Below are 26,102 nucleotides of genomic sequence, written 5' to 3'. Positions count from 1 at the left end.
TTTCAACGAAGTGGTGACCCGCGATGGCTTTCAGATCGAGCCCGAGTTCATCGCCACCGACGCCAAAGTGGCCTTGATCGACGCCTTGAGCCTGTGCGGTTACGCCAAGATCGAAGCCACCTCGTTTGTCTCGCCCAAAGCCATTCCGATGTTGCGCGACGCCGAAGAGGTGATGGGCCGCATCAGCCGTGTACCCGGTGTGGAGTACACCGTGCTGGTGCCCAACCTGCGCGGGGCGGAGCGGGCCTTGGAATCCAAAGCCGATGAGCTGAATTTGGTGATGTCAACCTCAGAGACCCACAACCTCGCCAACTTGCGCATGGGCCGTGAGCAAAGCTTTGCCGCGCTGGCCGAGGTGGTGCGCCATGTGGACGGACGCACACCCATCAATGTGTCGCTGTCCACCGCGTTTGGTTGCCCGATGGAGGGCGATGTGCCCGAGGCCGAGGTGGTGCAGTTCGCCGAGCGCTTTGCAGGCTTGGGCGTGCGTGGCTTGACCATTTGCGACACCACGGGCATGGCACACCCGGCCCAAGTGGCCCACATGGTGGAGACCTTGCAGCAGCGCTTGAGCGGTGTGCAACTGACGCTGCATTTCCACAACACGCGTGGCATGGGCCTGGCCAATGTGCTGGCCGCCGTGCAAGGCGGCATTGTGCGATTTGACGGCTCACTCGGTGGCTTGGGCGGCTGCCCTTATGCGCCGGGGGCCAGCGGCAATATTTGCAGCGAAGACGCGGTGCACATGCTGCACGCCATGGGCTACGACACCGGCATGGACTTGCCGCGTTTGCTCTCGGTGGCGCGTGGTTTGCCCTACATCGTGGGTCACGACGTGCCTGGCCAAGTGGCCAAGGCGGGTTTGATCACCGACCTGCACCCCGCCCCGCAAGCCCAATGATGGTGTTGGGTGCGATGGCGTTGAGGGCCTGTGCACCCCTGCTACCATCGATTGCGTGAAAACCCTCAAACTTTGGTTGATGTGTTGGCTGGTCCTTGCAGTGCCACTGCAAGGCATGGCTGCGGTCAGTCCAATGTTTTGCCACGGCAAAGCGGCTGTGGTGGTTTCTCATGCCGTGACGCAGACGCCACCCGCACAGGTGCACCTGGACGCCCACCACGGGCACCACGGCCATGACGCGCATGCCGTGGCACAGCATGTGCCAACGCCGCATGACGCGTCGTCAGCCCAAGCCAACGCAAGCGCCACACCCCACCACACATGCAGCACCTGCGCGCAGTGCTGTGTGGGCGTGGCGCTGTTGCCAGCACCTATGGTGTTGGCATTGGGACAGCCAGACCACACGTTGGTGGCGGCCCCTGCTGTGCTGTTGGGTGAGTGGTCACCGAACCACTTAGAGCGACCGCCCCGCACCTTCCTCGCCTGATCGCGCTGCAACCTCTTGGTTGTCAGTGCACGGACCTCTGGGTGGCGCGCCATCTCAGAGATGTTTGATCCATGGTCAACGAGGAATCTATGTCTTTCAAAAAACCAATGCCGTGCTCGCTGCTTGTGGCAAGGTGGTGGCGCGGGTGCGCCCTGCTCAGTGCCTGTTTAGGTTGCGCGCTGGTGAACAGCGCCTGGGCACAGGCAGATGTGCCTGCGGTTCCTGCAACGCAGCCCAGTGCTACCGCCAAGCCCTCTGTGGACTTGCGCTACCGCTCGACGTTTGAGCGCTACCAACGTTATGTAGCCTCACCTGTGCAGTCGTGGCCACAGGCCAATGACACGGTGCAACGCGTCGGTGGGTGGCGTGCGTATGCCAAAGAACTGGCCCCGACACCCAGCGCGGTGCCAAGCGCGACGTCAACACCGCCACCACCCCATGTGCATGGAGGCCAGCCATGACTTTTCTCGACAAACGGCGGCCCTTGCCAGTCCGTGCCATGGTGTGGCTTGTGTTGGGTTTGGCGGGGTGCAGCAGCTATGACATCCAGCAAGGCATGGACCAGACCAACCGCAGCACCCGCAACTTCTCGCAAGGCGGGTTGAACCTGGCGCGCACCCAAGCCCAGCGCGACCAACGCCAGGCGCTCACCCGTCAGCTGTTGGCGGCTCCCGTGGGGCCCAAAGAGGCGGTGCAATTGCTGCTCAACAACAGCCCCGCGTTTCAGGCCTTGCTGGCGCAACAGGGGGAGTTGGGGGCCCGTGCCGCGCAAAGCGGGCGCATTGCCAACCCGAGTTTTGCTTTCGAGCGCGTGGTCACCGGCAGCGAGCTGGAACTCAACCGGTTTCTCACCTTTGGCTTACTTGACCTGCTGACGCTGCCGCAACGCGCAGCGATGGCCGATGTGCGCATGGAGCAAGCGCAGGTTCAAGCCGCTTCGGAGGTGGTAGACCAAGTCACCCAAGTGCGCCAAGCCTGGGTGCGTGCGGTGGCTGCGCAACAGATGGCCCACTACGCCGAGCAGGTGGTGGCCAGCGCCCAAGCCAGTGCCGAGCTGGCGCGACGCATGGAGGCGGTGGGCAACTTCAACAAACTCACCCGGGCCAGGCACCAAGCGTTTTATGCAGACGCAGCAGCCCAACTGGCCACGGCCACGCAGGCGGCGTTGTCACGCAGAGAAGAGCTGGTGCGCTGGTTGGGCTTGGACGACGACCAGGCCCAGCAACTGGTGCTGCCCGAGCGATTGCCCAATGTGCCCAAGCAGCCCTTGTCGCCCCAGGACGTGGCGCAGCAAGCCACTCATGAGCGCTTGGACATACAACAAGCCCGGGCCGCACTCAACGTGGCGGCCAAAGCGCAGGGGCTCAACCAAGTCACGAGCTTCACCGACATCGAGTTGTCGGTGCGACGTGGCAGCGTGTCAGACAGCAGCGCGGCCACATCGGCGTCACGGCGCGGCTATGAAGTGGGTGTGAAACTGCCCATTTTTGACTGGGGGGGCATGCAACGCGAGGCCATGTCGGCGCAAACGCTGGCTGCCGCGCATCGGCTGGAGTCCACCCTGCGCTTGGCGGGTTCGAGCTTGCGCGAGAGCTACGCGGCCTACCGCACGGCGCATGACGTGAGCCGACATTACAAAGAAGAAGTGCTGCCTTTGCGCAAGGTCATCGCCGATGAAAACGTGCTGCGCTACAACGGCATGTTGATTGGCGTGTTTGAGCTGCTCGCTGATTCACGCGATCAAATTTCTGCTGTGGTCTCTGCCATCGCGGCTGAGCAGCAGTTTTGGCTGGCGGATGCGGCGTTGCAGGCCACGCTGATGGGACGCCCCACCACCATCGCCTGGGTCTCGCCCAACAGCACCACGGCCAGCAGTCCTGCTGGCCACTGACAGGGAATACACATGACATCACGACGAGAATTTTTCAAGTTCGCGGGCATTGCCGGCGGCGCTGCATCGGCGGCTGCGGTGGGGCGGTATGCCCTGGCGGGTGTGCCTGAGGCCGTCATTCAAACCCAGGCCGACACCATGCCTGCTTTGGTCCCCAACACCGGGCGACCCTACAACCCAGTGGTTACACTCAACGGTTGGACTTTGCCATGGCGCATGAACCAGGGTGTGAAAGAGTTTCACCTGGTGGCTGAGCCGGTGGTGCGCGAAATGGCACCTGGCTTCAAAGCCCATTTGTGGGGCTACAACGGGCAAAGCCCAGGGCCCACCATCGAAGTGGTCGAGGGCGACCGGGTGCGTGTGTTTGTCACCAACAAACTGCCTGAGCACACCAGCGTGCACTGGCATGGACAGCGTGTGCCCAATGGCATGGACGGCGTGTCGGGTCTGACCCAACGTGCCATCCAACCTGGGCAAACCTTTGTCTATGAGTTCGTGGCACGACGACCCGGCAGCTTCATGTACCACCCGCATGCCGATGAGATGACGCAAATGGCCATGGGCATGATGGGTCTGTGGATCACCCATCCCAAAGACAAGCACCCGCTCATCGACACCGTGCAGCGGGATTTCTGTTTTCTGCTCAATGCCTTTGACATCGACCCCGGCAGCTACACCCCCAAGACCATGACCATGCTGGACTTCAACCTGTGGGCGTGGAACAGCCGCGTGTTTCCGGGCATTGATTCATTGAACGTGAAGCTCAACGACAAGGTGCGCATCCGGGTGGGCAACTTGACGATGACCAACCACCCCATCCATCTGCACGGCCACGAGTTCACTGTGACGGGTACCGATGGCGGGCCGATTCCACACACTGCACGGTGGCCCGAAGTGACCACCGATGTGGCGGTGGGGCAAATGCGTCAAATCGAGTTTGTGGCCGACGAGGAGGGTGACTGGGCCTTGCATTGCCACAAGAGCCACCACACCATGAACGCCATGGGCCACAACGTGCCCACCCTGATTGGTGTGGACCACCGCGACATTGGCAAAAAAATCAACCGCTTGATTCCCGATTACATGGTGATGGGTGAGCGCGGCATGGCCGACATGTCGGAGATGGAGATGCCCTTGCCCGACAACACCGTGCCCATGATGACCGGCGAGGGTCCGTTTGGCTCGGTTGAGATGGGCGGCATGTTCAGTGTCTTGAAGGTCAGAAAGACACAAAAACCTGGCGACTACAGCAACCCGGGTTGGTTTCAGCATCCCCCCGGCACGGTGGCGCAGGCTTACGCAGGCGCGGTGGTACCCCCGAAGCGTCAGCGTGGTGTGGGCGGGCAGAGCATGCCGCGTGTGGACAAACCCGCCGCTGAAGTTGAAGTGCAAATTCGCAAACCCCATGCGCATGGCGAGCATTGATATTTTTTGGAATAGGAGATCTTCGATGGTGAAATTTTTAAAACCTATGCTGTCCGTGCTCGTGCTGTGCGGCGGCTTGTCGTGCGGCGTGACTGGCATGGCACAAACTGCGCCACAGACCCCGCAGACGCGTTCAAGTGCAGCGGCTTTCACCGAAGCAGAGGTGAAGAAAGTTGACCTGTCCACGGGCAAGGTGACCCTGCGACACGGCGAGATCAAGAGCCTGGACATGCCGCCCATGACCATGGTCTTCACGGTCAAAGACAAGGCCTTGCTCCAGGGCGTGGCTGCTGGCGATCAGGTGCGTTTTGTGGTGGTGTCGGAGAACGGCAAGCTGGTGATCACCGAGTTGCTCAAGTGAGAGTGCCCATCATGGCTTGGGCAAATGCCCGTCGGGTTTTGACAGGCCCGGGCCCTGGTACACCAGCACCTTGAGCGCGCGTTCGGGCGACACGTCGGCAAACACGGCGGGGTTGGCCACCCGTTCTTGCAGCACCAGCTCAGGGGCCAAGGCTTGCATCTGTTCATGCAAGAACGCGACATCCAACTCGGGGGCATTGAGGCACAGCAAGGCATGCCCGTGCGGGGCCAGCAGATCGGGCAGGCGACGCATCAACTTGGCGTAGTCTTGGGTGGCGACAAAGCTGCCTTTTTGGTAGCTGGGCGGGTCGACGATGATCAAGTCATACGGCCCGCCGCGTGTGATCTTGCCCCAGGTTTTGAAAATGTCATGCACCAAAAAACTGGCGCCTGCCATCAGGCCATTGAGCTGGTGGTTTTGTTGGCCAAGGGTCATGGCGCCCTGGCTCATGTCCACGTTCACCACATGCCTTGCCCCCGCCTGCATGGCCACCACCGAAAACGCGCAGGTGTAGGCAAACAGGTTGAGCACTTTCAGGCGTGTGCGCGCTTGCACATGGGCGCGCACCCAGCGCCGGCCCTCGGCCATGTCAAGGAATAAGCCATGGTTTTGCCCCTTCAACACATGCACCCGATAGCGGGCACCGTCTTCGGAAACCACGTGCGGCTCGGGCACGCTGCCTGCCATCAGCCGGGTTTCGGTTTGGCTGGCGTGGCGGCACTGGAACACCCAGTTCAGGGGTTGATCGGGTGACAACTGTTGCCAGCGTGCCGACAGGGCGTGGTGCAGGGTGGCGAGGTCATCCTCAGACACCGGTTGAAAACTGGTCAACACCCATACCGGGGGAAACGCATCCAGCGCCCATTGCTCGCAGCCGGGGTACAGACCGCCACGGCCATGGAAGATGCGTTGTGCATCGTGGGGCAGGGTCATCGTGGCGATGGCGTGGAGCAAGGCTTGCATGGGTGACACGTTCTCAGTGATGGGCGTTGGGGCTGTGGCAGGATGTCGTCGCACCTCGTGGCGCGAGGCGCCCAGGCGGGGATTGTCGGTGTTTCAAGAATTCAAGGAGAAGGTATGAAAAGCAACACGTGGACGATGGCTATGGCAGCTGTGTGTTTCAGTGCCTCGGTATGTTTGGCCCAAGGCAGCGCCACACCGGCCGCGCCAACGTATGCGCAGTCTGAGCCCCTGGGCGCTGCGATGGAGGGCTGGGCCTATCCGTTTCCTGTGCACAGCTTGCAGTTTGACATGCAAGGCCAGTTGGTGCGCATGATGTACATGGACGTGGCGCCCACGGGCACGCCCAACGGCCGTACGGTGTTGTTGATGCACGGCAAAAACTTTGGCTCTGATTACTGGACGGGCACCTTGCGCACCCTCAGCGCACAAGGCTACCGGGTGATTGCGCCCGATCAAATTGGTTTTGGTAAATCGTCCAAGCCGGAGATCCGCTACCACTTTGCCGATCTGGCCCGCAACACCGATCGCCTGTTGACCCATTTGGGCTTGAGCCGTGTGGCGGTGGTGGCCAACAGCATGGGCGGCATGTTGGGTGTGCACTTTGCACGCATGTATCCGCAGCGCGTGAGCGCCCTGGTGTTGGAAAACCCGTTGGGCTTGGAAGACTACACCCTGCATATTCCGCCCCAAGCCACCGACAATTTGGTCAAGCTGGAAATGGCCCAAACACCCGCCACTTACCGCAACTTTGTACGCAGCTACTTTCCGATGTGGCAGCCCGACTTTGAACGCTTTGTCGAACAATTCGCCCGCGTGCAACTGAGTGCAGAGTACCCACGTTTTGCCAAGGTGTCGGCGCTGACCTACCAGATGATCTATGACGCGCCCATCACGGCGGAGCTGCCGCGGCTGAATGTGCCCACCCTGTTGGCCATCGGGCAGTTGGACCGCACCGTGTTTGGCCGCCGCTTTGCGCCGCCAGAGGTGGTGCGTCCTTTGGGCAACTTTGCGCAATTGGGCAAGACCGCACAGAGCCAGATTGCGGGTGCCAAATTGGTGGAGTTTGAGGGCGTGGGTCACGTGCCCCATTTGGAAGTGCCTGAGCGCTTTCACGCGGCCCTGTTGCAGTTCTTGCAAGAGCAGCGCTGACCATCGGTTTTTCAAAACCAGCACACAAAATGGCGGGTTATTTGAACTGGAGTCCTGGTGTCGCTGCGCCCCTTTGAACATTTCTCTCGTGAAGCAGCGCAGTCGGTGCACACGGTGTTGACCGACATCGACGACACCCTCAGTCTGCATGGCCGCTTGCCTGCGGCGACCTATGCCGCGCTGGAGCGCCTGCAAGAAGCAGGCTTGCGGGTGATACCTGTCACGGGCAGGCCTGCGGGCTGGTGCGACCATATCGCCCGCTTTTGGCCGGTGGATGGGGTGATTGGCGAGAACGGGGCGTTCTACATGTGGCACGACGCGCAAGCGCATGTGTTGCGCAGCCGGCATTGGCTTGCGCCAGACCAGCAGGTGCTTGCACGTGAGCGTTTGGCCTTGGTGCAAGCGCGCATCTTGGCGCAGGTGCCCGGTTGTGCTGTGGCTTCAGACCAGTTCTGTCGCCTCTATGACTTGGCGATTGATTTTTGCGAAGACGTGCCTGCTTTGCCCGTCACCGCCGTTGATCGCATCGCTGCTTTGATGCAAGAGGCCGGTATGACGGCCAAGGTCAGCTCTATCCATGTGAATGGCTGGTTTGGTGAGTGGGACAAGCTCGCCATGGCGCGCTTGATGCTGGCCGAGCGCTATGGCTTGAACTTGGAACAAGAGGCTCCTCGCATGGTGTTTGTGGGCGACTCGCCCAACGATGCCCCGATGTTTGCCGCATTCCCCAACGCCGTGGGTGTGGCCAATGTGCGTGACTGTTTGGACCGCTTGACGCATGAGCCCACGTGGATCACCCAAGCGCCGGGTGGTTTGGGTTTTGTGGAGTTTGCCGACCACTTGCTGGCGTTGCGGAGCGCTTAGCTTCAGTTCGGATGACCTGTTCTCGTGGACGTACCGACCAATGGTTGCGTGCACAACCACCCACGTTTTTACCTAGTTGTGAGCGCAACCATCTTGGCTACGATAGTGATCTTCTGCTGGGTTAAGAAAATACTCTAGGAGTTGTGAATGGCTTCAAAAGCTTCAAGTTTCAAACCTGTGATGCCGATCCAGCTCGACCGTTCGTTCACCTACCGCTTGCATTTGCTGGCCAAAGTGTCGGACTATGAAAGTCACAAGTCGTACCTCGATGAGATCGGGCTGTCACTGAGCGAAGCACGCTGCTTGGCCACGGTGGGGACGTTTGAGCCCATGTCGGTGATGGACTTGGCCGACAAGGGCAACTTGAACAAAGGCCAAGCCAGCCGTGCCGCGCAAATTCTGGTGGACAAGGGGCTGATCCGTAAAAAAGAACACCCCTCCGACGGACGTGGCGTGACCTTGAGTTTGACTGCCGCAGGCAAAAAGCTGTGGGACAAAACCATGGCCCTGATCGATGCCCGCAACCGCCACATCGTGTCTTGTCTGAGCAAAGAAGAACAGGCCACTTTGAGCCGTTTGCTGGACCGCTTGCTACAACACAACATCGGCGAATGATGACGCCACAGAGGATTGAGAAAAATGCATACCCCCACCACCGAAGCACGTCTTTCGATTTATTACCACTACCAAGTGCACCAGCCCTGGCTGGCGTCGCAACACGCCAAGCAAGAACGCAAGCAGGTGGTGATCGCAGGTTCCGGCCCTGCTGGCATGGTGACGGCCCTGGAGCTGGCACGTTATGGCGTGCCCTGCGTGGTGGTGACGTCGGAGTTGCAGGTCTCACAAGGCAGCCGGGCTATCGTGTTCACGCGTCGCTCGATGGAGATCATGCAGCAAGTGGGCGTGTCCGATCGCATGACCGAGAACGGCTTGCCTTGGCGCTTTGGCAATTCGTACTACCGCAACCAGCGGGTGTTCCGCTTGGAGGCACCGCACGACGCAGATGACCGGTTCTTTCCAATGATCAACATCCAGCAGCAATACATGGAGGAGTACCTGCTGGAGGCTTGCAGCGCCAACCCGTTGATTGATTTCCGCTGGGGCAACAAGGTGACGCAAGTTGAGCAGATGGATGGCTATGCCTTGGTGCAGATCGACACGCCTGAAGGCCCCTACACCTTGGAGACCGATTGGTTGGTGGCTGCCGATGGGGGACGCTCTGGCATTCGCACTGCCATGGACTTGCAGATGGAAGGTGCGTCGTACGAAGGCTTTTTTGTGATTGCCGACATCAAGATTGATTTGCCGCTGCCCACCGAGCGCCTGGCTTACTTTGACCCGGACTGGAACCGTGGCAACACCATTTTGATGCACCGTGAACCCCACGGCATTTGGCGCGTGGACTACCAATTGCCCGAGGGCGAAACACCCGAAGAAGCGCTCAGGCCTGAGTCGCTGAAGGCGCGCATTGATGCACAACTGGCCATGATTGGCTATGCGGGCACGCCTTGGGAGATGGACTGGTCGTCGGTGTATTCCGCACGCACCTTGACCTTGCCCGACTATGTGCATGGCAACGTGATCTTCACGGGCGACGCGGCACATTTGTTGCCTATCTTTGGGGTACGCGGTGCCAACACCGGGTTCCAAGATGCGCAGTCTTTGGGTTGGCAATTGGCCTTTGTGGTCAAGGGGCTGACCAGCCCCCAACTGCTGGCCAACCACAGCGCCGAGCGCGTGGGGGCCGCACGCGAAATCATTGAAGAGTCGGGCAAGAGCACGCGCTTCATGGCGCCACCTGCGGGTGGTTTCCAGCTGCTGCGTGATGCGGTGCTGTCGCTCTCGCTGACACAAGAATTTGTGCGGCCCCTCTACCACTGGCGTACCTCGCGCCCGCACGCGTACACGCAGTCGATGCTCAACAGCACCGGCGATGACGACGCCTTGTTCACCTGCGGCCCAAGCCACGGCGCGCCACCACAAAACATCCGGTTGGCACCCGACGACTTTTTGCTGGACCACTTGGGAGGCGGCTTTGATTTGCTGTATTTCACCGAGGCACAGGCGATGCCTGAGCCACTGCAAGCGGTGGTGAAGGCCGCACGCGCCAAGGGCGTGCCCCTTCGCATCACCGCGGTGGGCGCCACGCAAGCCGTTGCGGGTGCCGATGCCACTTTGGCTGACGCAGATGGCCATTTCCGTCAACGCTATGGCGTGCAAGCCAGTGGCGCTGGTTATTTGCTGCGCCCCGACCAACACGTGTGCGCGCGTTGGCTCACGCTGGACGCCAAGCGCCTGCAAGACGCGCTGAACGCCGCATTGCCACAGTAAGGAGAACCTGCAGATGACCCCCTCACACACCGCCCTCACCCTCGCTGATTTGGAAACCGTGTACGACGGTTTGGCCACGGCCATTGACCAAGCGGGCACCGACAAGGCGCAGCTCTTTTTGGTCAAGCTGGCCCTGCTCAACGCCAACGCCTTGGGCGATGCGGCTTTGTTTCACCAACAAGTGCAAGCGGCACTGCAAGACCTCTGACACTTACCTTTTGCTTCACACCACGGACACCCTATGAGCACCTTATTGAACGAAACCCACGATCCAGCGCTGCGCAGCTGGGTGCCTTCTGCCAATGTGCCAGCTTGCGATTTCCCCATTCAGAACCTGCCTTTGGCGGTGTTTCGTCGGGCGGCTTCCAGCGAAGCCTTCCGCTGTGGCGTGGCCATTGGCGACCAGGTGCTGGATTTGGTAGCGGTGGCCCAAGCCGGTGTCTTGGATGGTTGGGCGGCCAGCGCGGCACACGCGGGCGCGCAAGACAAGCTCAACGCCTTGATGGCCTTGGGGCCCGAGGCGTGGTCTGCATTGCGCTTGGCCTTGTCGCGCGCCTTGCGTGACGGTGCCCCCGAACAAGCCCAACTGCAAGCGTGTTTGGTGCCGCAGTCGGAGGTGGTGTTTGATGTGCCGGCTCGCATTGGCGACTACACCGACTTCTACACCTCCGTGCACCACGCCACCAACATTGGCAAACAGTTCCGTCCCGACAACCCTTTGCTGCCCAACTACAAATGGGTGCCCATTGGCTACCACGGTCGGGCGTCGAGCATTGGCGTGTCGGGCCAATCGTTTGCACGCCCCAAGGGACAGCTCAAAGCGCCTGACGCCGAGGTGCCGGTGCTGGCACCGAGCAAGCGCGTGGACATTGAGTTGGAGTTGGGTATTTTTGTGGGCCAAGGCAACGCCAGCGGCGACGCCGTGCCCATGACCTCAGCCGAAGACCATGTGTTTGGGATTTGCTTGCTCAACGACTGGTCGGCACGCGACATCCAGGGCTGGGAGTACCAACCGTTGGGGCCGTTTTTGTCGAAAAACTTTGCCACCACCCTCTCGCCCTGGGTGGTGACGCTAGAGGCTTTGGCACCGTACCGTGTGCCCTTTGTGCGGCCTGCCCAAGACCCACAGCCGCTGCCGTATTTAGACAGTGCTGCCAACCGCACGCAGGGTGCGTTTGACATTCAGCTGCAGGTGGGCTTGTTGACACCGAAGATGCGCCAAGCCGGGTTGGACGATGCGTCGATTTGCCGCACCAGCTACCGCCACGCCTATTGGACGATCGCGCAAATGGTGACCCACCACACCGTGAATGGCTGCAACTTGCAGCCCGGTGATTTGTTGGGCAGTGGCACCTTGTCGGGCCCCACGCTGGACCAAGCCGGTGCGTTGATCGAACTCACCACGGGTGGCAAAAACCCGCTGCCCTTGCCCAATGGCGAGACCCGCGTGTTTCTGGAAGACGGTGACTCGGTGGTGCTGCGCGGCTGGTGCGAAAAGCCAGGCGCGGCGCGCATTGGCTTTGGCGCTTGCTGGGGCACCGTGCTGCCCGCCAAGGCCTGAACAACCCGTGTGGCCGCTCAGGTTGAGTTGCCCGAAGCGGCCACGGCCATCACCTTGGCCTTTATGCCGACGTGGTGCGTGCAAACGCTTGGCGTATGCCGTCTGGCGAGGTGCCGGTGGCCAGCAGCAGGCTCAGCAGCAGCCGGGCCTTGGATGCACTCAAGTGACCGCAGGGGATGATGCCTTTGGCCATCAGGTCCATCTCTGAGCCTGCAAAGCCATAGGTCTGCGTGAACACGCGGCCACCGCGCACGCGTGTGCACAACACCACGGGCATCTGCTGCATCAGCTCGACCACGGCGCCCACGCTGGCAGCGGGTACATGGCCTGCACCCATGCCTTCGATCACCGCGCCGCTGTAGCCCAGCCCTTGGAGGGTGGGCAGCATGCGTGCGTCCTCACCCAGCCCCAGCGAGACCTGCGCCACCGCGTGCTCGTGCGCGAGCGGGCCTTGTATGGGGGCGATGTGGCGTTGGGGCGTCATCATCAGTTCCACCCGACCTTCGGCCACAAAGCCCATGCAGCCTGTCCCGGGTGAGGTGAAGGCGCTGGTCAAGGCGGTGTGTGATTTTTGAGCCCAGCGTGCGCTGTGAATCTCGTCGTTGAGCACCACCACCACGCCCATGCCGCGCAAGCGGGCATCGGCAGCCACGGTCACCGCCGACAAAATGTTGGCGGGGCCGTCTGCCCCGGCGGCTTGGGGTCCGCGCATGGCCCCGGTGACCACCACCGGACGCGGGCTGCGCACCAACAGGTCGAGCACGAAGGCGGTGTCTTCGATGGTGTCGGTGCCTTGCACCACCACCGCGCCGTCGATGTCGCCTTGCAAGCGCTGGTTGAGCAACTCAGCCACGTCAGCCAGGTTGCGAATACTCAGTGAGGCACCGGGCATGCTGAATTGGGTGATGGCTTCGAGTGTGGCTACCCCAGCCAGTTGCGGCACGCTGTCAATCAGCTTGTCGGCGGTGAGGGTGGGTGTGATGCCCCCAGCGTCCGAGCGGGTCATGGTGATGGTGCCGCCGAGCGACACGATCAAGATGCGTGGTGCGCTCATTTGGCGTGGTCGCGTTGTTGGGCCAAGAACCAGTCGAGGATCTCTTCGCCGGTCCACACCAGCACGTCTTCGTGGCTCAGCACATAGTCGTACAGCTGCTCGAGGTAGCCAATGCGGTGCGGCACGCCGCTGAGGTAGGGGTGCACCGAGATGGCCATGATGCGTGGTGTTTTGGCGCCATCTTTGTACAGGCGGTCAAAGTGCGCCTTGCCGCGCTTGAGCATTTCGTCGGACGGTTGTTGTTGCACGGCGGAGATGACCACGTCGTTCAACTCCACGGTGTAGGGCACGGCGGTGATCGGGCCTTTGGGAGAGTGCAGCGACACGGGTTGGTCGTCGAGCACCCAGTTGGCCACGTAGTCGATGCCGCACTCGGCCAGGTGGTCAAGTGTGTCGTCGGTTTCGGTCAGGCCTGGGCTTTCCCAGCCGCGGGGTGCTTTGCCGGTGAACTTGCGAATTTCGTCCATGGTCTCGCGGATGGCGGCCAACTGGTCTTCGACCTTGTGCATCGGGCGTTGCACCAAGCCGTGGCCCATGAATTCCCAGCCAGCATTGAGCGCTGCGGTGCACACCTCTTCGTACATGCGGCAGGTGGTGCCGTTGAGTGCGAAGGTGGCTTTCATCTTGCGGTCACTCAGCGCTTCGAGCAAGCGCCAAAAGCCCACGCGCATGCCGTATTCGTGCCACGACCAGTTGGGCACATCGGGCAGCATGGGGTTGCCCATGGGAGGCGGCAGCACCGCGCGCGGCATGGCACCGGTGGGCTCCCACACCTCGACGTTGACGATGTTCCACAACACCACGCGTGCATTGCCTGGCAGTTTGAGGGGCGGGCGGTTGACGATGGATTGGTAGGGGGCACGTGCGCGAACGCTGTGGCCAATGGGGTTGCTCATGGGGGCTCCAGAAGTGGTGATGAAGTGGCCGTGGTAGGGCGTGGGTGGTGGGGGGCGCTGTGTGTGGCGTGTTAGCCGCCAGGAATCACGCCAGGTGGCAAGCTGTAGCAGTAGTCGGCAATTTCGCCGGGGCGTGCCAGCCATACCTTGTCTTGGTGCGGGCTTTGCACGCAATGCTTGAGCGCTTGGCGCAGCTGCCGCAGGCGGAAGGGCTGGCCAAAGATGTTGGGGTGTATCGAGACGTTCATCACCAAGGGGTGGCGGGCCGACTGTTCGATCATTTCGTCAAACTGGTTGACGATCATGTCGCAGAAGTCACCGGAGTCTTGGCGGCGGTGGGTGATGATTTGCGAGTCATTGAGCTCCACCGGGTAGGGCACCGACAGAATCGGGCCGCTGCGGGTGCGCATCCAAATCGGCTGGTCGTCCATGGGCCAGTCCATCAGGTACTTAAAGCCCGCTTCTTTGAGCAGGTCGGGCGTGTTGCCTGTTTCGTAGGCGCCCGAGCCCATCCAACCCGTGGGGGCCTTGCCCTCGTGGGCCACAAACTTGTCAATGACTTCTTGGATGATGCGTTCTTCGTCGGCCTCCCACATGCCGCGGTGGTTCTCGGCATTGGTGCGGCCGTGGCCCACGATCTCGTCGCCACGGCGGCGAATCTCGTCCATGATTTGCGGCGCGTAGTCGTACAACAAGCTGTTGACGTTGTGGCCTGCGGGGATGTGCAGTTCGTCAAAGAGTTCAAAAAAGCGCCAGATGCCAATGCGGTTGCCGTAGTCACGCCATGAGTAGTTGCGGTGGGTTTGTGGCTCGCCGGTTTTGGCAGGGTCGTGGCCATTGCCTGCACCAAACGCAAAGCACTCGATGTTGGTGGTGATCACAAAAGCCAGTCGGGCGCCGCCCGGCCAGCTGTAGTCTTGGCGCTCATTCAAGGGCACGTAGTCGTAGCGGTTGTGGCGCGGCAAAAGAGGACGGGGCATGGGCTGGACTTTCATGAAATGCGACAAAAATTCATCCTACCCGGTGGTCAAAAATACTGTCAATGCAGGAATCAATAAGTCCAACTATTGGAAATATTGGGCGCACGGTATTGGGGATAAAAATTGAATGTGCACTAGATAAATGCGGGATTTTCTGGAGATGATCTATCTGGGTGCAGAAGTGAAATCGATGCATCATCCACATAGTGGACTATCAAAATATCGTGTTGACACACAAACTTGAGGCAGCCTAGTATGACTCCAGGCCATCCAATAGAACGCCATCAGCATTGCATGGATAGAGAAAAAAGCCAACTCGTCTCATTTCAAACCCAAAAGGATTTACGCATGAAGAAGCCACACCACCTGTCGTTTTGGTTCGCCGCTTGGTGCGCTCTGTGCCCCGCGACAAACGCCATTGGACAAACGGCGAGTTACCCCACCAAGCCCATCACCTTGATCGTGGGGTTCACGCCGGGGGGCATCTCTGATGTGTTGTCGCGCGCATTGGCGGCAAGGTTGACGGCACAAATGGGGCAAAACGTGATTGTGGAAAACAAAGCCGGAGCGGGTACCACCATTGCTTCGGCCTTTGTGGCGAATGCAGCGCCCGATGGCTACACGCTGTATTTTCAAGACATGACCACCCATGCGATCAGCGCGGCGACTTACAAGAAGTTGAAATACGATTCGTGGAACGACTTCACGATGGTGAGCTTGGTGGCGTCAACACCGTTGATGTTGGTCTCTAGCTTGTCTTCAGGCGCCAAGGATGTGAAGAGCTTGGTCACGTTGGCCAAGGCCAAGCCCAATGAGGTGGTGTACGCCTCGTCTGGCAATGGGGCCATCACGCATTTGGTGGGTGAATCGTTCAAGCACCTCACCGACACACAGGCCCTGCATGCGCCCTACAAAGGCAGCGCACCCGCAACGCAAGCCATCATGGCGGGCGAGGTGATGTACACGTTCTCCACCATGCCGCCAGCGGTGAGTCAAAGCAAAGCCGGAAAAATTCATGGTCTGGCCGTGACCTCGGGCAAGCGGGTGAATGCCGCGCCGGATGTGCCGACCTTGAAAGAGGCGGGTGTGCCGCTGGAGGTGCTGCTCTACAGTGGATTGATGGGCCCCAAAGGCTTGCCGTCCGCCATCGTGGAGCGCTTGGGTGCCGAGGTGAAAAAAGCCTTGGCCAGTCCTGAGATGAAGTTGACACTGGCCAATGCGGGTGCGGAAGACCTGCACAGCACACCGGCAGAGTTTGCGGCCTTGATGAAGGTTGAGTCAGAGAAAATGGCCAAGGCGGTGCAACTCGCAGGCGTGGTGTTGGACTGATACCCTCGCCGCACACCGCACACCGCACACCGCACACCGCACACCGCACACCGCACACCGCACACAGGGGGCACGTTTATTCCAGCTGAATCGCAAGAAGTCACCGGAACACAAACCATCAGCAGGGCCTTTCGTGCCTTGCGCTTGGTGGCTGCCCAAGCGCCGGATGGCATACGCTTGGTAGACCTGTCGCATCAGATGGGGCTTGAACATTCGACCGCGCACCGTTTGCTCAAGGTGCTGATGCAAGAAGGCATGCTGGTGCAAAAGCCTGGCACCCGCCGTTACAGCCTAGGGCCCCAGTTGTTTGAACTGGGTATTTCTGCCACTCACCAGTTCAACCTCAAAGACATCTGCCAGCCTGTGTGCGCTGCATTGGCAGAGCAAACCGGGGATACCTCGTTTTTATTTTTACGCAGCGGTTTTGATGCGGTGTGCATCGCGCGTATTCAAGGGGCTTACCCCATCCAAACGCCCTCTGTCCCGGTGGGGAGTCGCCAGCCTCTGGGGGTGAGTGCAGGGGGCTTGGCGTTGCTGAGTGCGTTGCCTCAACCGGACATGGAGGCCGTGTTCGCAGCGGTGGAGCCTCGGCTGGCCGCCTATGGCAATCTGGATGCGGAAAAGCTCAAAGACTTGTGCATGACGGCCAAGCGCGTGGGCTATGCCACCACAGGCAACCATGCGGTTCCCGGTGTGCGGGCCATTGGATTGCCTATTTTTGACCGATCCAACACCCCCATCGCCGCGATCACCGTGGCGGCCACCCAGTCGCGGATGGATGCACGCCGAATTGCGACCTTGTTGCCCATGCTCAAAGCCGCTGCACTCGAGATGACACGTTTGTTGCACCAATGAGTCTGACCCCAGGGCACGGTGGAAGCTGCGAGGGTTGAAGTCAATGGGAAGAGAACGTTTGCTGAAGAATGAATTCTTCGATGTCCTGAATATCGATGGGCTTGTGCAACACGTGGATGTTGAACTGTTTGAACATTTCCAGGTGTTGCGGGGAGGTGTCCGCCGTGACGATGCAGGCTGGAATTTCATCGTTGAATTCTTCGCGCAATGTCTGGATGTAGTAGATGCCGTCTTTTTGGCCTAATCGGAAATCACTCAAAATGAAATTGAGTTTGGGGATGTCTTGCAAGAAGGCATGGAACTTGTCCTCTTGGTGTGGAATTTCACACACTTGGTAGCCCGCAGTCGTGAAGTATTGCAAGTAAGCATCTCTGAGTGAGTCGTCGTTTTCGATGATCCCGATGTGGAGGGATGACTTGGACACTGTGTTCGCGGCATTTCTGATGGATGCGTCCACCCAGTTCGTGAATGGTTTGGCATTCATGCTCAGAGCGCTTGACGGGCTTTCAAGCGATTTCAAAACAAGGAATGGGGTCTTGATGGTGAACTTGGATCCCTTGCCCACCTCTGAGACGACCGCGCATTCACCCCCAATTTTTTTCACAATTCGAATCACAATGGACAGGCCAAGACCCAGGCCGTCGTGGTGAGAGCGCGAGTGATCTGATCTGTAAAACTCGTTGAAGATCAAGGACATGTCCGTGGGCGGGATGCCGCAGCCCGTGTCTTCAACACTGAAGTTCAGATGGCCTTGGTCATTCTCGAAGTTGACGTGGATGGTGCCACGGTCGGTGTATTGGATGGCATTGGAGAGCAAGTTGCGCAATATTTGCTCCGTTAAGTGGGGGTCTCCCTGGATCAAGCCATCTTCAAACGTGAAAGCCAAGCCCAAGCCTTTTTCTTGGCACAAATCAGCAAAACTGTGTCTCAAATCATTGACCATGAGACCCAGGCTGAAATGGGTCTCGATGGGCGTTAAGTTAGAGTCCAACTTGCTGATGTCCAACAAGGTGTTGAACATTTTGTTGAGGACGGACACGCTTTTGCGAATGCGATGAAAAACCGAACTCTCGTATTCTTGGAGATGGCGATGGTCAATCATCTCAATGAAGATGTTGATGGCCTGCATCGGTTGGCGCAAGTCATGACTGGCCGTCGCGATGAATTCAGACTTGGCAATGTTTGCCGCGATGGAGGCGTTTTTCTCAACGACAAGCTGTTCGTAGAGCGTGTCGTTTTTGAGCCGCAGGGAGAACGACCTTTCCCACGATTTGGAAAATAGAAAACCCATTTTCAATGCCAGATAAAAGGCGACCATGGAGCCTGCGGAAATCGGCCAAATGATGTCTTGGTAATTCAAAGCCAGGAAGATGATTTCCAGACCTTTCAGGGGAACGATGAAGGCGCAGAAAGTCTTCCAATCCACGCAATACCCCACCATGCCAACAAACAAAATGGTCAGGCAGATGATTTGATAGAGCAAATAGCTGACGGGATCCTCTGGGATGACAAAAATAAACCAGCCAAGCCCCCAGAGGAGCGTCACACTGCCAACGGCGATGTTGAGCAGCGTGAAGTTGTGCGTGATGTCTGAAGACGCTTTGATCACCCTGATCAATTGGAGTCGCACCAGCACCACAATGGCCATCAACACGAGCCACGATTTGAAGAGAAGTTCAGGTGTGTTGTCTGAGTAAAGAGGAATACACAGCAACGGTGCAACGATGGTCGCAATGGTGCTTGTCTTGGCGTAATCCAGCATGTAACCCAACTTTTCTTTGGCCACCAACTCGTTGTAATTGTCAGAATGGGCGGCTGGGTTGTGGAGCGGCATACGTGAACCGATGTCTCGGTGTTACTTGAGATTGATTTTTTCCGCGCTCAAAAGATGGTGTTTTTGAGCCTTGAGAACGGCCTGGGTGCGATTGAAAACCCGAAGCTCTTTGAATATCTGGTTGATGTGAATTTTTACGGTTTGTTCTTTGATGTCAAGGAAGTCGGCAATGATTTTGTTGGGGTGTCCAAGAGAGATCAATTGCAGCACTTCTAACTGGCGTTGTGAGAGCCTGAATTCATGAACTTCGTTCAAGGCAGTGGCAGATTGAACCGTGTTTTGAGAATCGAACAACGGTTTGATCTTGGACAAGATCGACACCGACGTGCTGTTTTTAGACAAAAATAAAGTGGCACCTGCGGCCGTTGCTTTGGGCTCCCAGATGTGTGCGTCTAAACCCGAAATAGACACCACATGTTCAACGTTGGGCATGTTTTTGAACACCTTGATGCCAGCGAGTCCACTCAGACCCGGCATCAGCACATCCAACAAAACAACCCATGTTGTGTTGAATTGATTGACCACATCAATGCCTTCATTGGCATTGCTTGCTGTCTTGACTTCGATGTTGAAACTGCCCAATTCCCTTGACAACATTTCGGACAAGGCTTCTCGATAAACCGGGTGGTCATCAATGATGAGCAAAGAATGTTGAGAGGGCAAATTCATGGTGAATGTCATGCTAACCATCCCCCAGTTATTTTCAATGGAACTAAGGTTGTAGTCGCATTCATCCGTATGGTGCCTCCGACAGGAATCGAACCTGTATCTAGCGCTTAGGAGGCACTCGTTCTATCCATTGAACTACGGCGGCAGTCGAATGCATTTTAGGGGACAAGAAAGCAACTGTTCTGAGGCGGTGCTTTATTTGCTGAGCATGCGCATGGCGTCTTCCAGGCCTTTGAGGGTCATGGGGTACATGCGGTTGCTCACCAATTGCTGGATGATGCTGATGCTTTGGCGGTATTGCCAAACGCCTTGAGGCTCGGGGTTGATCCAGGCGTACTTAGGAAAAGCGTGCGTCAAGCGTTGGATCCACTCAGCGCCCGCTTCTTCGTTGTTGTACTCCACACTTCCCCCGGGTTGGACAATTTCATACGGGCTCATGGTGGCGTCGCCAATGAAGATCAGTTTGTAGTCTTTGTTGTATTTGCGCAGGATGTCCCAGGTGGCAAATTTTTCGGCAAAGCGGCGTTTGTTGTTGCGCCACATGAAGTCGTAGACGCAGTTGTGGAAGTAATAAAACTCCAGGTGCTTGAACTCGGCTTTGGCAGCAGAAAACATTTCTTCTACACGTGCGATGTGTTCGTCCATGGTGCCGCCCACGTCCATGAGCAACAGCACTTTCACATTGTTGTGTCGCTCGGGCACCATCTTGATGTCCAGGTAGCCTGCATTGGCTGCGGTGGCACGGATGGTGTCAGGCAAATCGAGCTCTTCGGCAGAGCCCTCGCGGGCAAAACGGCGCAAGCGTCGCAGCGCCACTTTGATGTTGCGGGTGCCGAGTTCTTGCGTGTCGTCGTAGTCTTGGTAGGCGCGTTGGTCCCACACTTTCACGGCGCTTTTGTTGCCACCTTTGCCCCCAATGCGAACGCCTTGGGGGTTGTAGCCACTGTTGCCAAAGGGCGAGGTGCCGCCGGTGCCAATCCATTTGTTGCCACCTTCATGACGCTCTTTTTGTTCTTCTAGGCGTTTTTTGAGCGTCTCCATCAACTCGTCCCAACCCATTTTCTCGATGGCGGCTTTTTGCTCGGGCGTGAGTTCTTTTTGCAGAATTTTTTCAAGCCAGTCCAGTGGCACGTCTTTGGTGAAGTCGGTGAGCATGTCCACGCCTTTGAAGTAGGCGCTGAAAGCTCGGTCAAATTTGTCGTAATTTTTTTCGTCTTTGACCAGGGTGAGGCGGCTGAGAAAATAAAAGTCATCCAAGCTGCATGATTCGCTGCCGGGACCAATGACCTGCTTTTGTAAGGCCTCCAGCAGCGTGAGGAACTCCTTCACGGAGACGGGCAGTTTGGCTGCGCGTAGGGTGTAGAAGAAGTCGATCAACATGGGGCTTAGTCTGGTGTGTGTTGACGACTGCGCAGGAAGCGGGCTGCTTGCAAGCCCATGCCGCCCCCTAAGCCCACCAACACGATGGCGACGATGCTGCCGGTGCCGTAGCCTGGGGCAAACAAGTCCAAGCCGAAGGTGATGCCTAAGCCATAACCCAGCAAGGCACCGGTGACAAAGCCCACCGCATCGCTGAGTCCTTCTAGCAAAGATGCAAACATGGCAGGCTCCTCATCAGCGGTTGCGGTTTTGCATGAACACCAGTTTTTCAAACAGGGTCACGTCTTGTTCATTTTTCAACAGAGCGCCCACCAGCGGCGGAATCGCCACTTTGTCGTCTTGCGTTTGCAGCGCCTCGGCAGAAATGTCCTCGGCTACCAAGAGTTTGAGCCAGTCCAGCAATTCGCTGGTGGAGGGTTTTTTCTTCAGGCCGGGCAAGTTGCGAATGTCGAAGAAAGTCTTCATGGCCGCGCTGAGCAACTCTTGTTTGAGTTGTGGAAAGTGCACGGACACGATCTGACGCATGGTCTCGGCGTCGGGGAACTTGATGTAGTGAAAGAAGCAGCGGCGCAAGAAAGCGTCGGGTAATTCTTTTTCGTTGTTCGAGGTGATGAACACCAGTGGGCGATTTTTGGCTTTGATGAGCTCACGTGTTTCGTAGCAATAAAACTCCATGCGGTCGATCTCGCGCAACAAGTCGTTGGGGAATTCGATGTCGGCTTTGTCAATTTCATCGATCAGCAGCGCCACGGGCTGCTCTGCGGTGAACGCTTGCCACAGCACGCCTTTGATGATGTAGTTTTGGATGTCTTTGACGCGTGCACCACCATCTAGGTCGGCCATTTGGCTGTCACGCAGCCGACTGACCGCGTCGTACTCGTACAAGCCTTGTTGCGCTTTGGTGGTGGACTTGATGTGCCACTGCAACAAGGGCATGCCCAGCGCCTGTGCCACCTCTTCAGCCAGCATGGTTTTGCCGGTGCCGGGCTCGCCCTTGACCAGTAACGGCCGTTGAAGTGTCATGGCCGCATTGACGGCCAGCATCAAGTCTTGGGTTGCAACGTAGTTGTCGGTGCCGGTGAATTTCATGTGGGTTGGCTCTATATAATGAACGGTTGACTTTTATCAATCTGTCTCAAAGACATCTGCACTATGAACAAGTCTCTCTCAATCGTGTTTGCTTTCGTTGTCGCCGCTGCGACCTTTTCAGCCCAAGCCCAAGAGCTTACAGGTGACGCCAAAGCTGGCGAAAAAAAGATTGCCATGTGCATTGGCTGTCACGGGATTGTGGGCTACCAAGCCAGCTTTCCTGAAGTGTACAAAGTCCCCAAAATTTCGGGCCAAGGTGTCAAATACATCGCTGCAGCTTTGAATGGCTACAAAAAAGGCGAGCGCAAGCACCCCACCATGCGCAGCATTGCAACCAGCCTGAGTGATCAAGACATCGCCGATATCTCTGCTTATTACGCCAACCACGGTGTGGTGGATGGTGCTGCATTGCCAGACAAAGCATCGGAACCCAAGGGCAATGTGGCCGAGTTGGTCAAAAAAGGTGCTTGCACGTCGTGCCATGGTGAAAACTTTGCCAAACCGATTGACCCCAGCTATCCCAAGTTGGCGGGCCAAAATGCCGATTACTTGTACGTGGCTTTGAAGTCCTACAAAGTAGACGGTACGTCTACTTGGGGACGCGGCAATGGTGTGATGGGCGGTGTGGCCAAGCAGTTCAGCAATGCCGAACTCAAAGAGTTGGCCAGCTATGTGTCGGCCCAGCAAGGCGACTTGAAGACGGTGCCACAGTCTAAATTCCGCTGATTCAAATTCATGACCAACAAAAAGGCCCGCTTTGCGGGCCTTTTTGTCATGGGCGCAACCATGGCGTCATGTGTGGCTATGTTCAACGGCCTCAGTCTTGTGTGGCGCGCCGCTGCACGGCATCGATGTAGGCCTGTCCATCGGGCGGCCGTCCGCTGCGCTGGCTCTCCCAAATCATCTGGCCCAAAGCTTCCATGGTGTCGTGATGGGCGACATGCAAGGAGTCGCGCCGCGCAGTCAACAATTCCACCGCTTGCCGAATGCCACGCGGTTGGTCAATCGAACATTGCTCGCTCACGGACAGATGCATGGACACATGCAGGAACGGGTTGATCTTGCCGTCTTTCACGTCGTACATACGCGCCAAGGCTGTGGCCTCGTCGGAAAAATCGGCATGGTATTCGGGGTGTTCGGCCACCCATTGACTGGCCAAGGTTTCCAATGCGTCCATGGGTTGGGCCTTGCGCCACTTGGCATAGACCGAGCAGAAAAAACGCCGAACATCGGCTTGACTGGGTTCAAACATGGCCTGCATTGTCACTCAGGTGCCGGGCAGTGGGGGCCGAGGTTCTGGTCTTGATACATTAAACGGTTCAACAAAGTTTCATTTGAGGAAGACCATGAACCAAGCCTTTATTTGCGACGCCATCCGCACCCCTTTTGGTCGATACGGCGGCGCTTTGTCTTCGGTGCGCACCGACGACCTCGGTGCTGTTCCGCTCAAAGCCTTGATGGCACGCAATCCGAAGGTGGATTGGCTGGCCGTGACCGATTTGATTTACGGCTGTGTGAACCAAGCCGGTGAAGACAACCGCAACGTGGGCCACATGGCGAGTTTGCTGGCGGGGCTGCCGCTGGAATTGCCAGGTGCGACCATCAACCGCTTGTGCGGTTCGGGCATGGACGCCATTGGCACTGCGGCGCGTGCCATCAAGGCGGGCGAAGCCACGCTGATGATTGCTGGCGGTGTGGAGAGCATGAGCCGCTCACCCTTTGTGATGCCCAAGGCTGAAAGCGCCTTCAGCCGCAGCAATGCGGTGTACGACACCACGATTGGCTGGCGCTTCATCAACAAGTTGATGAAAGAAACGTATGGCGTGGACTCGATGCCTGAGACGGCAGAGAACGTGGCCACCGATTTCAAGATTGAGCGCGAAGCCCAAGACCGCATGGCGCTGGCCAGCCAGATGAAGGCCGTGGCCGCACAAAAGGCAGGCTACTTTGATGCCGAAATTTGCCCCGTCACCATCCCTCAGAAAAAGGGCGATGCCGTGGTGGTGAGCCAAGACGAGCACCCACGTGCCACCAGCCTGGAGTCGCTGGCCAAGCTCAAGCCGGTGGTTCGCCCCGATGGCACGGTGACAGCCGGCAACGCCAGTGGCGTGAACGACGGCGCCTGCGCGGTGTTGTTGGCCGATGAAAAAACAGCGGCCCAGCAAGGGCTGACGCCCAAAGCGCGTGTGGTGGGCATGGCCACAGCGGGTGTGCCACCGCGCATCATGGGCATTGGCCCGGCACCTGCAACACAAAAGGTGCTGGCGCTGACCGGTTTGACGCTGGCCGATTTGGATGTGATTGAACTCAACGAAGCGTTTGCGGCGCAAGGTTTAGCGGTGTTGCGTCAACTGGGCTTGCAAGACGATGACCCGCGCGTCAACCCCAATGGCGGGGCCATTGCACTGGGACACCCGCTCGGGGCCAGTGGCGCACGCTTGGTCACGACCGCCATCAACCAGTTGCACCGCACCGGTGGACGGTATGCCTTGTGCACCATGTGCATTGGCGTGGGTCAAGGCATTGCGATGATCGTGGAACGTGTTTAAAACAGCAGGGCGGTTGGCATGATCAACAAAATTGCACCTTCGGTGGCCCATGCGTTGCAAGGCTTGCGTGACAACCAAACTTTGTTGATAGGTGGGTTTGGCACAGCAGGCATTCCAGATGAATTGATCGACGGCTTGATTGCGGTGGCGCGAGAGCACCGGGTCCAGGGCCTGACGGTGGTCAACAACAACGCAGGCAATGGCGAGAGCGGTTTGGCCGCTTTGCTCCAAACAGGTTGTGTGCGCAAAGTCATTTGCAGTTTCCCGCGTCAAGCCGACAGCTATGTGTTTGACGGCTTGTACCGTTCGGGCAAGTTGGAGTTGGAGTTGGTACCACAAGGCAATTTGGCCGAGCGTATCCGCGCTGCTGGGGCTGGAATTGGGGCTTTCTTTTCTCCCACAGGCTTTGGCACCGAGTTGGCCAAACACAGCGATGGTTCGCCCAAAGAAACACGCGAAATCAATGGCCGCATGTATGTGCTCGAACACCCCATCCATGCCGACATCGCCCTGATCAAGGCCGAGCGTGGCGACCGCTGGGGCAACCTGACCTACCGCAAAGCCGCACGTAATTTTGGGCCGGTGATGGCCACTGCGGCCAAGTGCACCATTGCGTCGGTGCACGAAGTGGTAGAACTCGGCAGCTTGGACCCCGAGAGCATTGTGACGCCGGGTATTTTTGTCAGTCACGTGGTGCAAGTGCCCCGCGTCGCCACCCAAGGCGGTGGTTTCAAAAAGGAGGCATGAGATGGCCTACACCCGAAAAACCAAAGACCAAATGGCGGCCCGTGTGGCCCAAGACATTCCCGAGGGCGCTTATGTGAATTTGGGCATTGGCATGCCCACCCAAGTGGCCAATCATTTGCCCCAAGGCTTGGAAGTGATTTTGCACAGCGAGAACGGCATCTTGGGCATGGGCCCAGCGCCTGCCGCAGGCCAAGAAGATTACGACTTGATCAACGCGGGCAAACAACCCGTGACCCTGATGCCCGGCGGCGCGTTTTTTCACCACGCTGACAGTTTTTCGATGATGCGTGGTGGGCATTTGGATATTTGTGTGCTGGGTGCTTTTCAGGTCAGCGAGCAGGGCGACTTGGCCAACTGGCACACCGGTGAGCCGGGTGCCATTCCTGCTGTGGGTGGGGCCATGGACTTGGCGATTGGCGCCAAACAAACCTGGGTGATGATGGATTTGTTGACCAAGCAAGGTGCCAGCAAAGTGGTGCGCGCGTGCAGCTACCCGGTCACAGGCTTGGCTTGCGTGAAGCGCATTTACACCGATTTGGCCACGCTCGAAGTCACGCCCCAAGGGCTGCGCCTGATCGATGCGGTGGACGGCTTGTCGCGCGAGGAGCTGGCGCAGTTGGTGGGCTTGCCGATTCACGGCTGAGCCCACGCAGCGTTCACTGCTCAGCGAACGCGCGCTCGATCACAAAGTCACCGGGCTTGGTGGTGTTGCCCTCTTTGAAGCCACGCTCTTCGAGCATGCGCTTCAAATCCTTGAGCATTTGTGGGCCGCCACAAATCATCACGC

Annotated in this window: 28 protein-coding genes, 1 tRNA gene and 1 pseudogene; 18 read left to right on the top strand and 12 right to left on the bottom strand. The window is 58.4% G+C overall.

The window, feature by feature from the left end; all coding sequences use genetic code 11:
* The 6 genes from ACKWJN_RS09745 to ACKWJN_RS09720 form a co-directional block, all read left to right on the top strand.
* On the top strand, positions 1–901 hold a 901-nt coding region (locus ACKWJN_RS09745), incomplete at its 5' end, for a hydroxymethylglutaryl-CoA lyase (protein WP_408596409.1).
* A 55-nt stretch (positions 902–956) separates the two neighbouring features.
* Entirely contained in the window at positions 957–1,388 is a 432-nt protein-coding gene (locus tag ACKWJN_RS09740; protein ID WP_408596407.1) for a hypothetical protein, read from the top strand.
* Between the two features lie 182 nt (positions 1,389–1,570).
* Positions 1,571–1,849, top strand: coding sequence for a hypothetical protein (locus ACKWJN_RS09735; protein ID WP_408596405.1), 279 nt, complete (start codon positions 1,571–1,573; stop codon positions 1,847–1,849).
* A gap of 38 nt (positions 1,850–1,887) precedes the next feature.
* Positions 1,888–3,279 carry a TolC family protein gene (locus ACKWJN_RS09730; RefSeq protein WP_408596413.1) on the top strand — a complete coding sequence of 464 codons (1,392 nt, stop codon included), beginning with the start codon at positions 1,888–1,890 and terminating at the stop codon, positions 3,277–3,279.
* Between the two features lie 12 nt (positions 3,280–3,291).
* Entirely contained in the window at positions 3,292–4,704 is a 1,413-nt protein-coding gene (locus ACKWJN_RS09725) for a multicopper oxidase family protein (RefSeq protein ID WP_408596403.1), read from the top strand.
* A 46-nt stretch (positions 4,705–4,750) separates the two neighbouring features.
* A complete protein-coding gene (locus ACKWJN_RS09720; protein WP_408596401.1) occupies positions 4,751–5,065 on the top strand; it encodes a copper-binding protein in 315 nt (104 codons plus the stop codon).
* 9 nt (positions 5,066–5,074) lie between these two features.
* On the opposite strand, the gene ACKWJN_RS09715 is transcribed toward ACKWJN_RS09720, so the two are convergent.
* On the bottom strand, positions 5,075–6,028 hold the full coding sequence (locus ACKWJN_RS09715) for a class I SAM-dependent methyltransferase (RefSeq protein ID WP_408596399.1): 954 nt from the start codon (positions 6,026–6,028) through the stop codon (positions 5,075–5,077).
* A gap of 114 nt (positions 6,029–6,142) precedes the next feature.
* Between ACKWJN_RS09715 and ACKWJN_RS09710 the strand changes: the two genes are divergently transcribed.
* From ACKWJN_RS09710 to fahA, 6 genes are all read left to right on the top strand, one after another.
* Entirely contained in the window at positions 6,143–7,177 is a 1,035-nt protein-coding gene (locus ACKWJN_RS09710) for an alpha/beta fold hydrolase (RefSeq protein WP_408596397.1), read from the top strand.
* Positions 7,178–7,240: 63 nt separating this feature from the next.
* Positions 7,241–8,041 carry an HAD-IIB family hydrolase gene (locus ACKWJN_RS09705; RefSeq protein WP_408596412.1) on the top strand — a complete coding sequence of 267 codons (801 nt, stop codon included), beginning with the start codon at positions 7,241–7,243 and terminating at the stop codon, positions 8,039–8,041.
* A 147-nt stretch (positions 8,042–8,188) separates the two neighbouring features.
* Positions 8,189–8,656 carry a MarR family winged helix-turn-helix transcriptional regulator gene (locus ACKWJN_RS09700; RefSeq protein WP_408596395.1) on the top strand — a complete coding sequence of 156 codons (468 nt, stop codon included), beginning with the start codon at positions 8,189–8,191 and terminating at the stop codon, positions 8,654–8,656.
* Between the two features lie 24 nt (positions 8,657–8,680).
* On the top strand, positions 8,681–10,372 hold the full coding sequence (locus ACKWJN_RS09695) for an FAD-dependent monooxygenase (protein WP_408596393.1): 1,692 nt from the start codon (positions 8,681–8,683) through the stop codon (positions 10,370–10,372).
* A 13-nt stretch (positions 10,373–10,385) separates the two neighbouring features.
* Complete coding sequence (locus ACKWJN_RS09690) at positions 10,386–10,580, top strand: DUF2783 domain-containing protein (protein ID WP_408596391.1); 195 nt, start codon at positions 10,386–10,388, stop codon at positions 10,578–10,580.
* A 33-nt stretch (positions 10,581–10,613) separates the two neighbouring features.
* On the top strand, positions 10,614–11,933 hold the full coding sequence (gene fahA / locus ACKWJN_RS09685; protein WP_408596389.1) for a fumarylacetoacetase: 1,320 nt from the start codon (positions 10,614–10,616) through the stop codon (positions 11,931–11,933).
* A gap of 61 nt (positions 11,934–11,994) precedes the next feature.
* Here the strand turns inward: fahA and ACKWJN_RS09680 are convergent, their stop codons facing one another.
* The 3 genes from ACKWJN_RS09680 to ACKWJN_RS09670 form a co-directional block, all read right to left on the bottom strand.
* Positions 11,995–12,987 (bottom strand): asparaginase, encoded by a 993-nt coding sequence (locus tag ACKWJN_RS09680; RefSeq protein WP_408596388.1) that lies wholly within the window; start codon positions 12,985–12,987, stop codon positions 11,995–11,997.
* Positions 12,984–13,883: a polysaccharide deacetylase family protein gene (locus ACKWJN_RS09675; RefSeq protein WP_408596386.1), complete on the bottom strand. Its 900-nt coding sequence runs from the start codon at positions 13,881–13,883 to the stop codon at positions 12,984–12,986. The genes ACKWJN_RS09680 and ACKWJN_RS09675 overlap by 4 nt, the downstream gene beginning before the upstream one ends.
* A 71-nt stretch (positions 13,884–13,954) precedes the next feature.
* Entirely contained in the window at positions 13,955–14,863 is a 909-nt protein-coding gene (locus ACKWJN_RS09670; RefSeq protein WP_408596384.1) for a polysaccharide deacetylase, read from the bottom strand.
* A 348-nt stretch (positions 14,864–15,211) separates the two neighbouring features.
* On the opposite strand from ACKWJN_RS09670, the gene ACKWJN_RS09665 reads away from it, so the two are divergent.
* Together ACKWJN_RS09665 and ACKWJN_RS09660 are read left to right on the top strand one after the other, a co-directional pair.
* On the top strand, positions 15,212–16,192 hold the full coding sequence (locus ACKWJN_RS09665; RefSeq protein ID WP_408596382.1) for a Bug family tripartite tricarboxylate transporter substrate binding protein: 981 nt from the start codon (positions 15,212–15,214) through the stop codon (positions 16,190–16,192).
* 78 nt (positions 16,193–16,270) lie between these two features.
* The gene (locus tag ACKWJN_RS09660) at positions 16,271–17,047 is read left to right on the top strand and encodes an IclR family transcriptional regulator (RefSeq protein WP_408596410.1); all 777 of its coding nucleotides are present in this window, start codon (positions 16,271–16,273) and stop codon (positions 17,045–17,047) included.
* Between the two features lie 40 nt (positions 17,048–17,087).
* Here the strand turns inward: ACKWJN_RS09660 and ACKWJN_RS09655 are convergent, their stop codons facing one another.
* The 6 genes from ACKWJN_RS09655 to ACKWJN_RS09630 form a co-directional block, all read right to left on the bottom strand.
* Positions 17,088–18,881, bottom strand: a complete 1,794-nt coding sequence (locus tag ACKWJN_RS09655; protein ID WP_408596380.1) for an ATP-binding protein — start codon at positions 18,879–18,881, stop codon at positions 17,088–17,090.
* Positions 18,882–18,902: 21 nt separating this feature from the next.
* Positions 18,903–19,550 (bottom strand): response regulator transcription factor, encoded by a 648-nt coding sequence (locus tag ACKWJN_RS09650; protein WP_408596378.1) that lies wholly within the window; start codon positions 19,548–19,550, stop codon positions 18,903–18,905.
* Between the two features lie 70 nt (positions 19,551–19,620).
* Positions 19,621–19,695 (bottom strand) — tRNA-Arg (locus ACKWJN_RS09645).
* Between the two features lie 50 nt (positions 19,696–19,745).
* A complete protein-coding gene (locus ACKWJN_RS09640; RefSeq protein ID WP_408596376.1) occupies positions 19,746–20,930 on the bottom strand; it encodes a vWA domain-containing protein in 1,185 nt (394 codons plus the stop codon).
* Between the two features lie 5 nt (positions 20,931–20,935).
* Positions 20,936–21,151: a hypothetical protein gene (locus ACKWJN_RS09635; protein ID WP_408596375.1), complete on the bottom strand. Its 216-nt coding sequence runs from the start codon at positions 21,149–21,151 to the stop codon at positions 20,936–20,938.
* Positions 21,152–21,164: 13 nt separating this feature from the next.
* Positions 21,165–22,019 carry an AAA family ATPase gene (locus ACKWJN_RS09630; protein WP_408596373.1) on the bottom strand — a complete coding sequence of 285 codons (855 nt, stop codon included), beginning with the start codon at positions 22,017–22,019 and terminating at the stop codon, positions 21,165–21,167.
* Positions 22,020–22,082: 63 nt separating this feature from the next.
* On the opposite strand from ACKWJN_RS09630, the gene ACKWJN_RS09625 reads away from it, so the two are divergent.
* Positions 22,083–22,745 (top strand): c-type cytochrome, encoded by a 663-nt coding sequence (locus tag ACKWJN_RS09625; protein WP_408596371.1) that lies wholly within the window; start codon positions 22,083–22,085, stop codon positions 22,743–22,745.
* A 91-nt stretch (positions 22,746–22,836) separates the two neighbouring features.
* Here the strand turns inward: ACKWJN_RS09625 and ACKWJN_RS09620 are convergent, their stop codons facing one another.
* On the bottom strand, positions 22,837–23,271 hold the full coding sequence (locus ACKWJN_RS09620) for a DUF1841 family protein (protein WP_408596369.1): 435 nt from the start codon (positions 23,269–23,271) through the stop codon (positions 22,837–22,839).
* A 94-nt stretch (positions 23,272–23,365) separates the two neighbouring features.
* On the opposite strand from ACKWJN_RS09620, the gene pcaF reads away from it, so the two are divergent.
* The 3 genes from pcaF to ACKWJN_RS09605 are packed head-to-tail and all read left to right on the top strand — an operon-like array spanning position 23,366 to position 25,958.
* Positions 23,366–24,568 carry a 3-oxoadipyl-CoA thiolase gene (gene pcaF, locus ACKWJN_RS09615; RefSeq protein ID WP_408596368.1) on the top strand — a complete coding sequence of 401 codons (1,203 nt, stop codon included), beginning with the start codon at positions 23,366–23,368 and terminating at the stop codon, positions 24,566–24,568.
* Positions 24,569–24,586: 18 nt separating this feature from the next.
* Positions 24,587–25,315 carry a 3-oxoacid CoA-transferase subunit A gene (locus tag ACKWJN_RS09610; RefSeq protein ID WP_408596366.1) on the top strand — a complete coding sequence of 243 codons (729 nt, stop codon included), beginning with the start codon at positions 24,587–24,589 and terminating at the stop codon, positions 25,313–25,315.
* Between the two features lies 1 nt (position 25,316).
* On the top strand, positions 25,317–25,958 hold the full coding sequence (locus ACKWJN_RS09605; protein WP_408596364.1) for a 3-oxoacid CoA-transferase subunit B: 642 nt from the start codon (positions 25,317–25,319) through the stop codon (positions 25,956–25,958).
* Positions 25,959–25,971: 13 nt separating this feature from the next.
* Here ACKWJN_RS09605 and ACKWJN_RS09600 read toward each other — a convergent pair.
* Positions 25,972–26,102 (bottom strand): annotated as a pseudogene (locus ACKWJN_RS09600) (ferredoxin--NADP reductase); the annotation flags it as partial.

This window comes from Limnohabitans sp. (assembly GCF_046052825.1).
Classification (GTDB): domain Bacteria; phylum Pseudomonadota; class Gammaproteobacteria; order Burkholderiales; family Burkholderiaceae_C; genus Limnohabitans.
The sequence above is the reverse complement of the archived record's forward strand: the minus strand, read 5'-3'. Positions and strand labels throughout refer to the sequence as shown.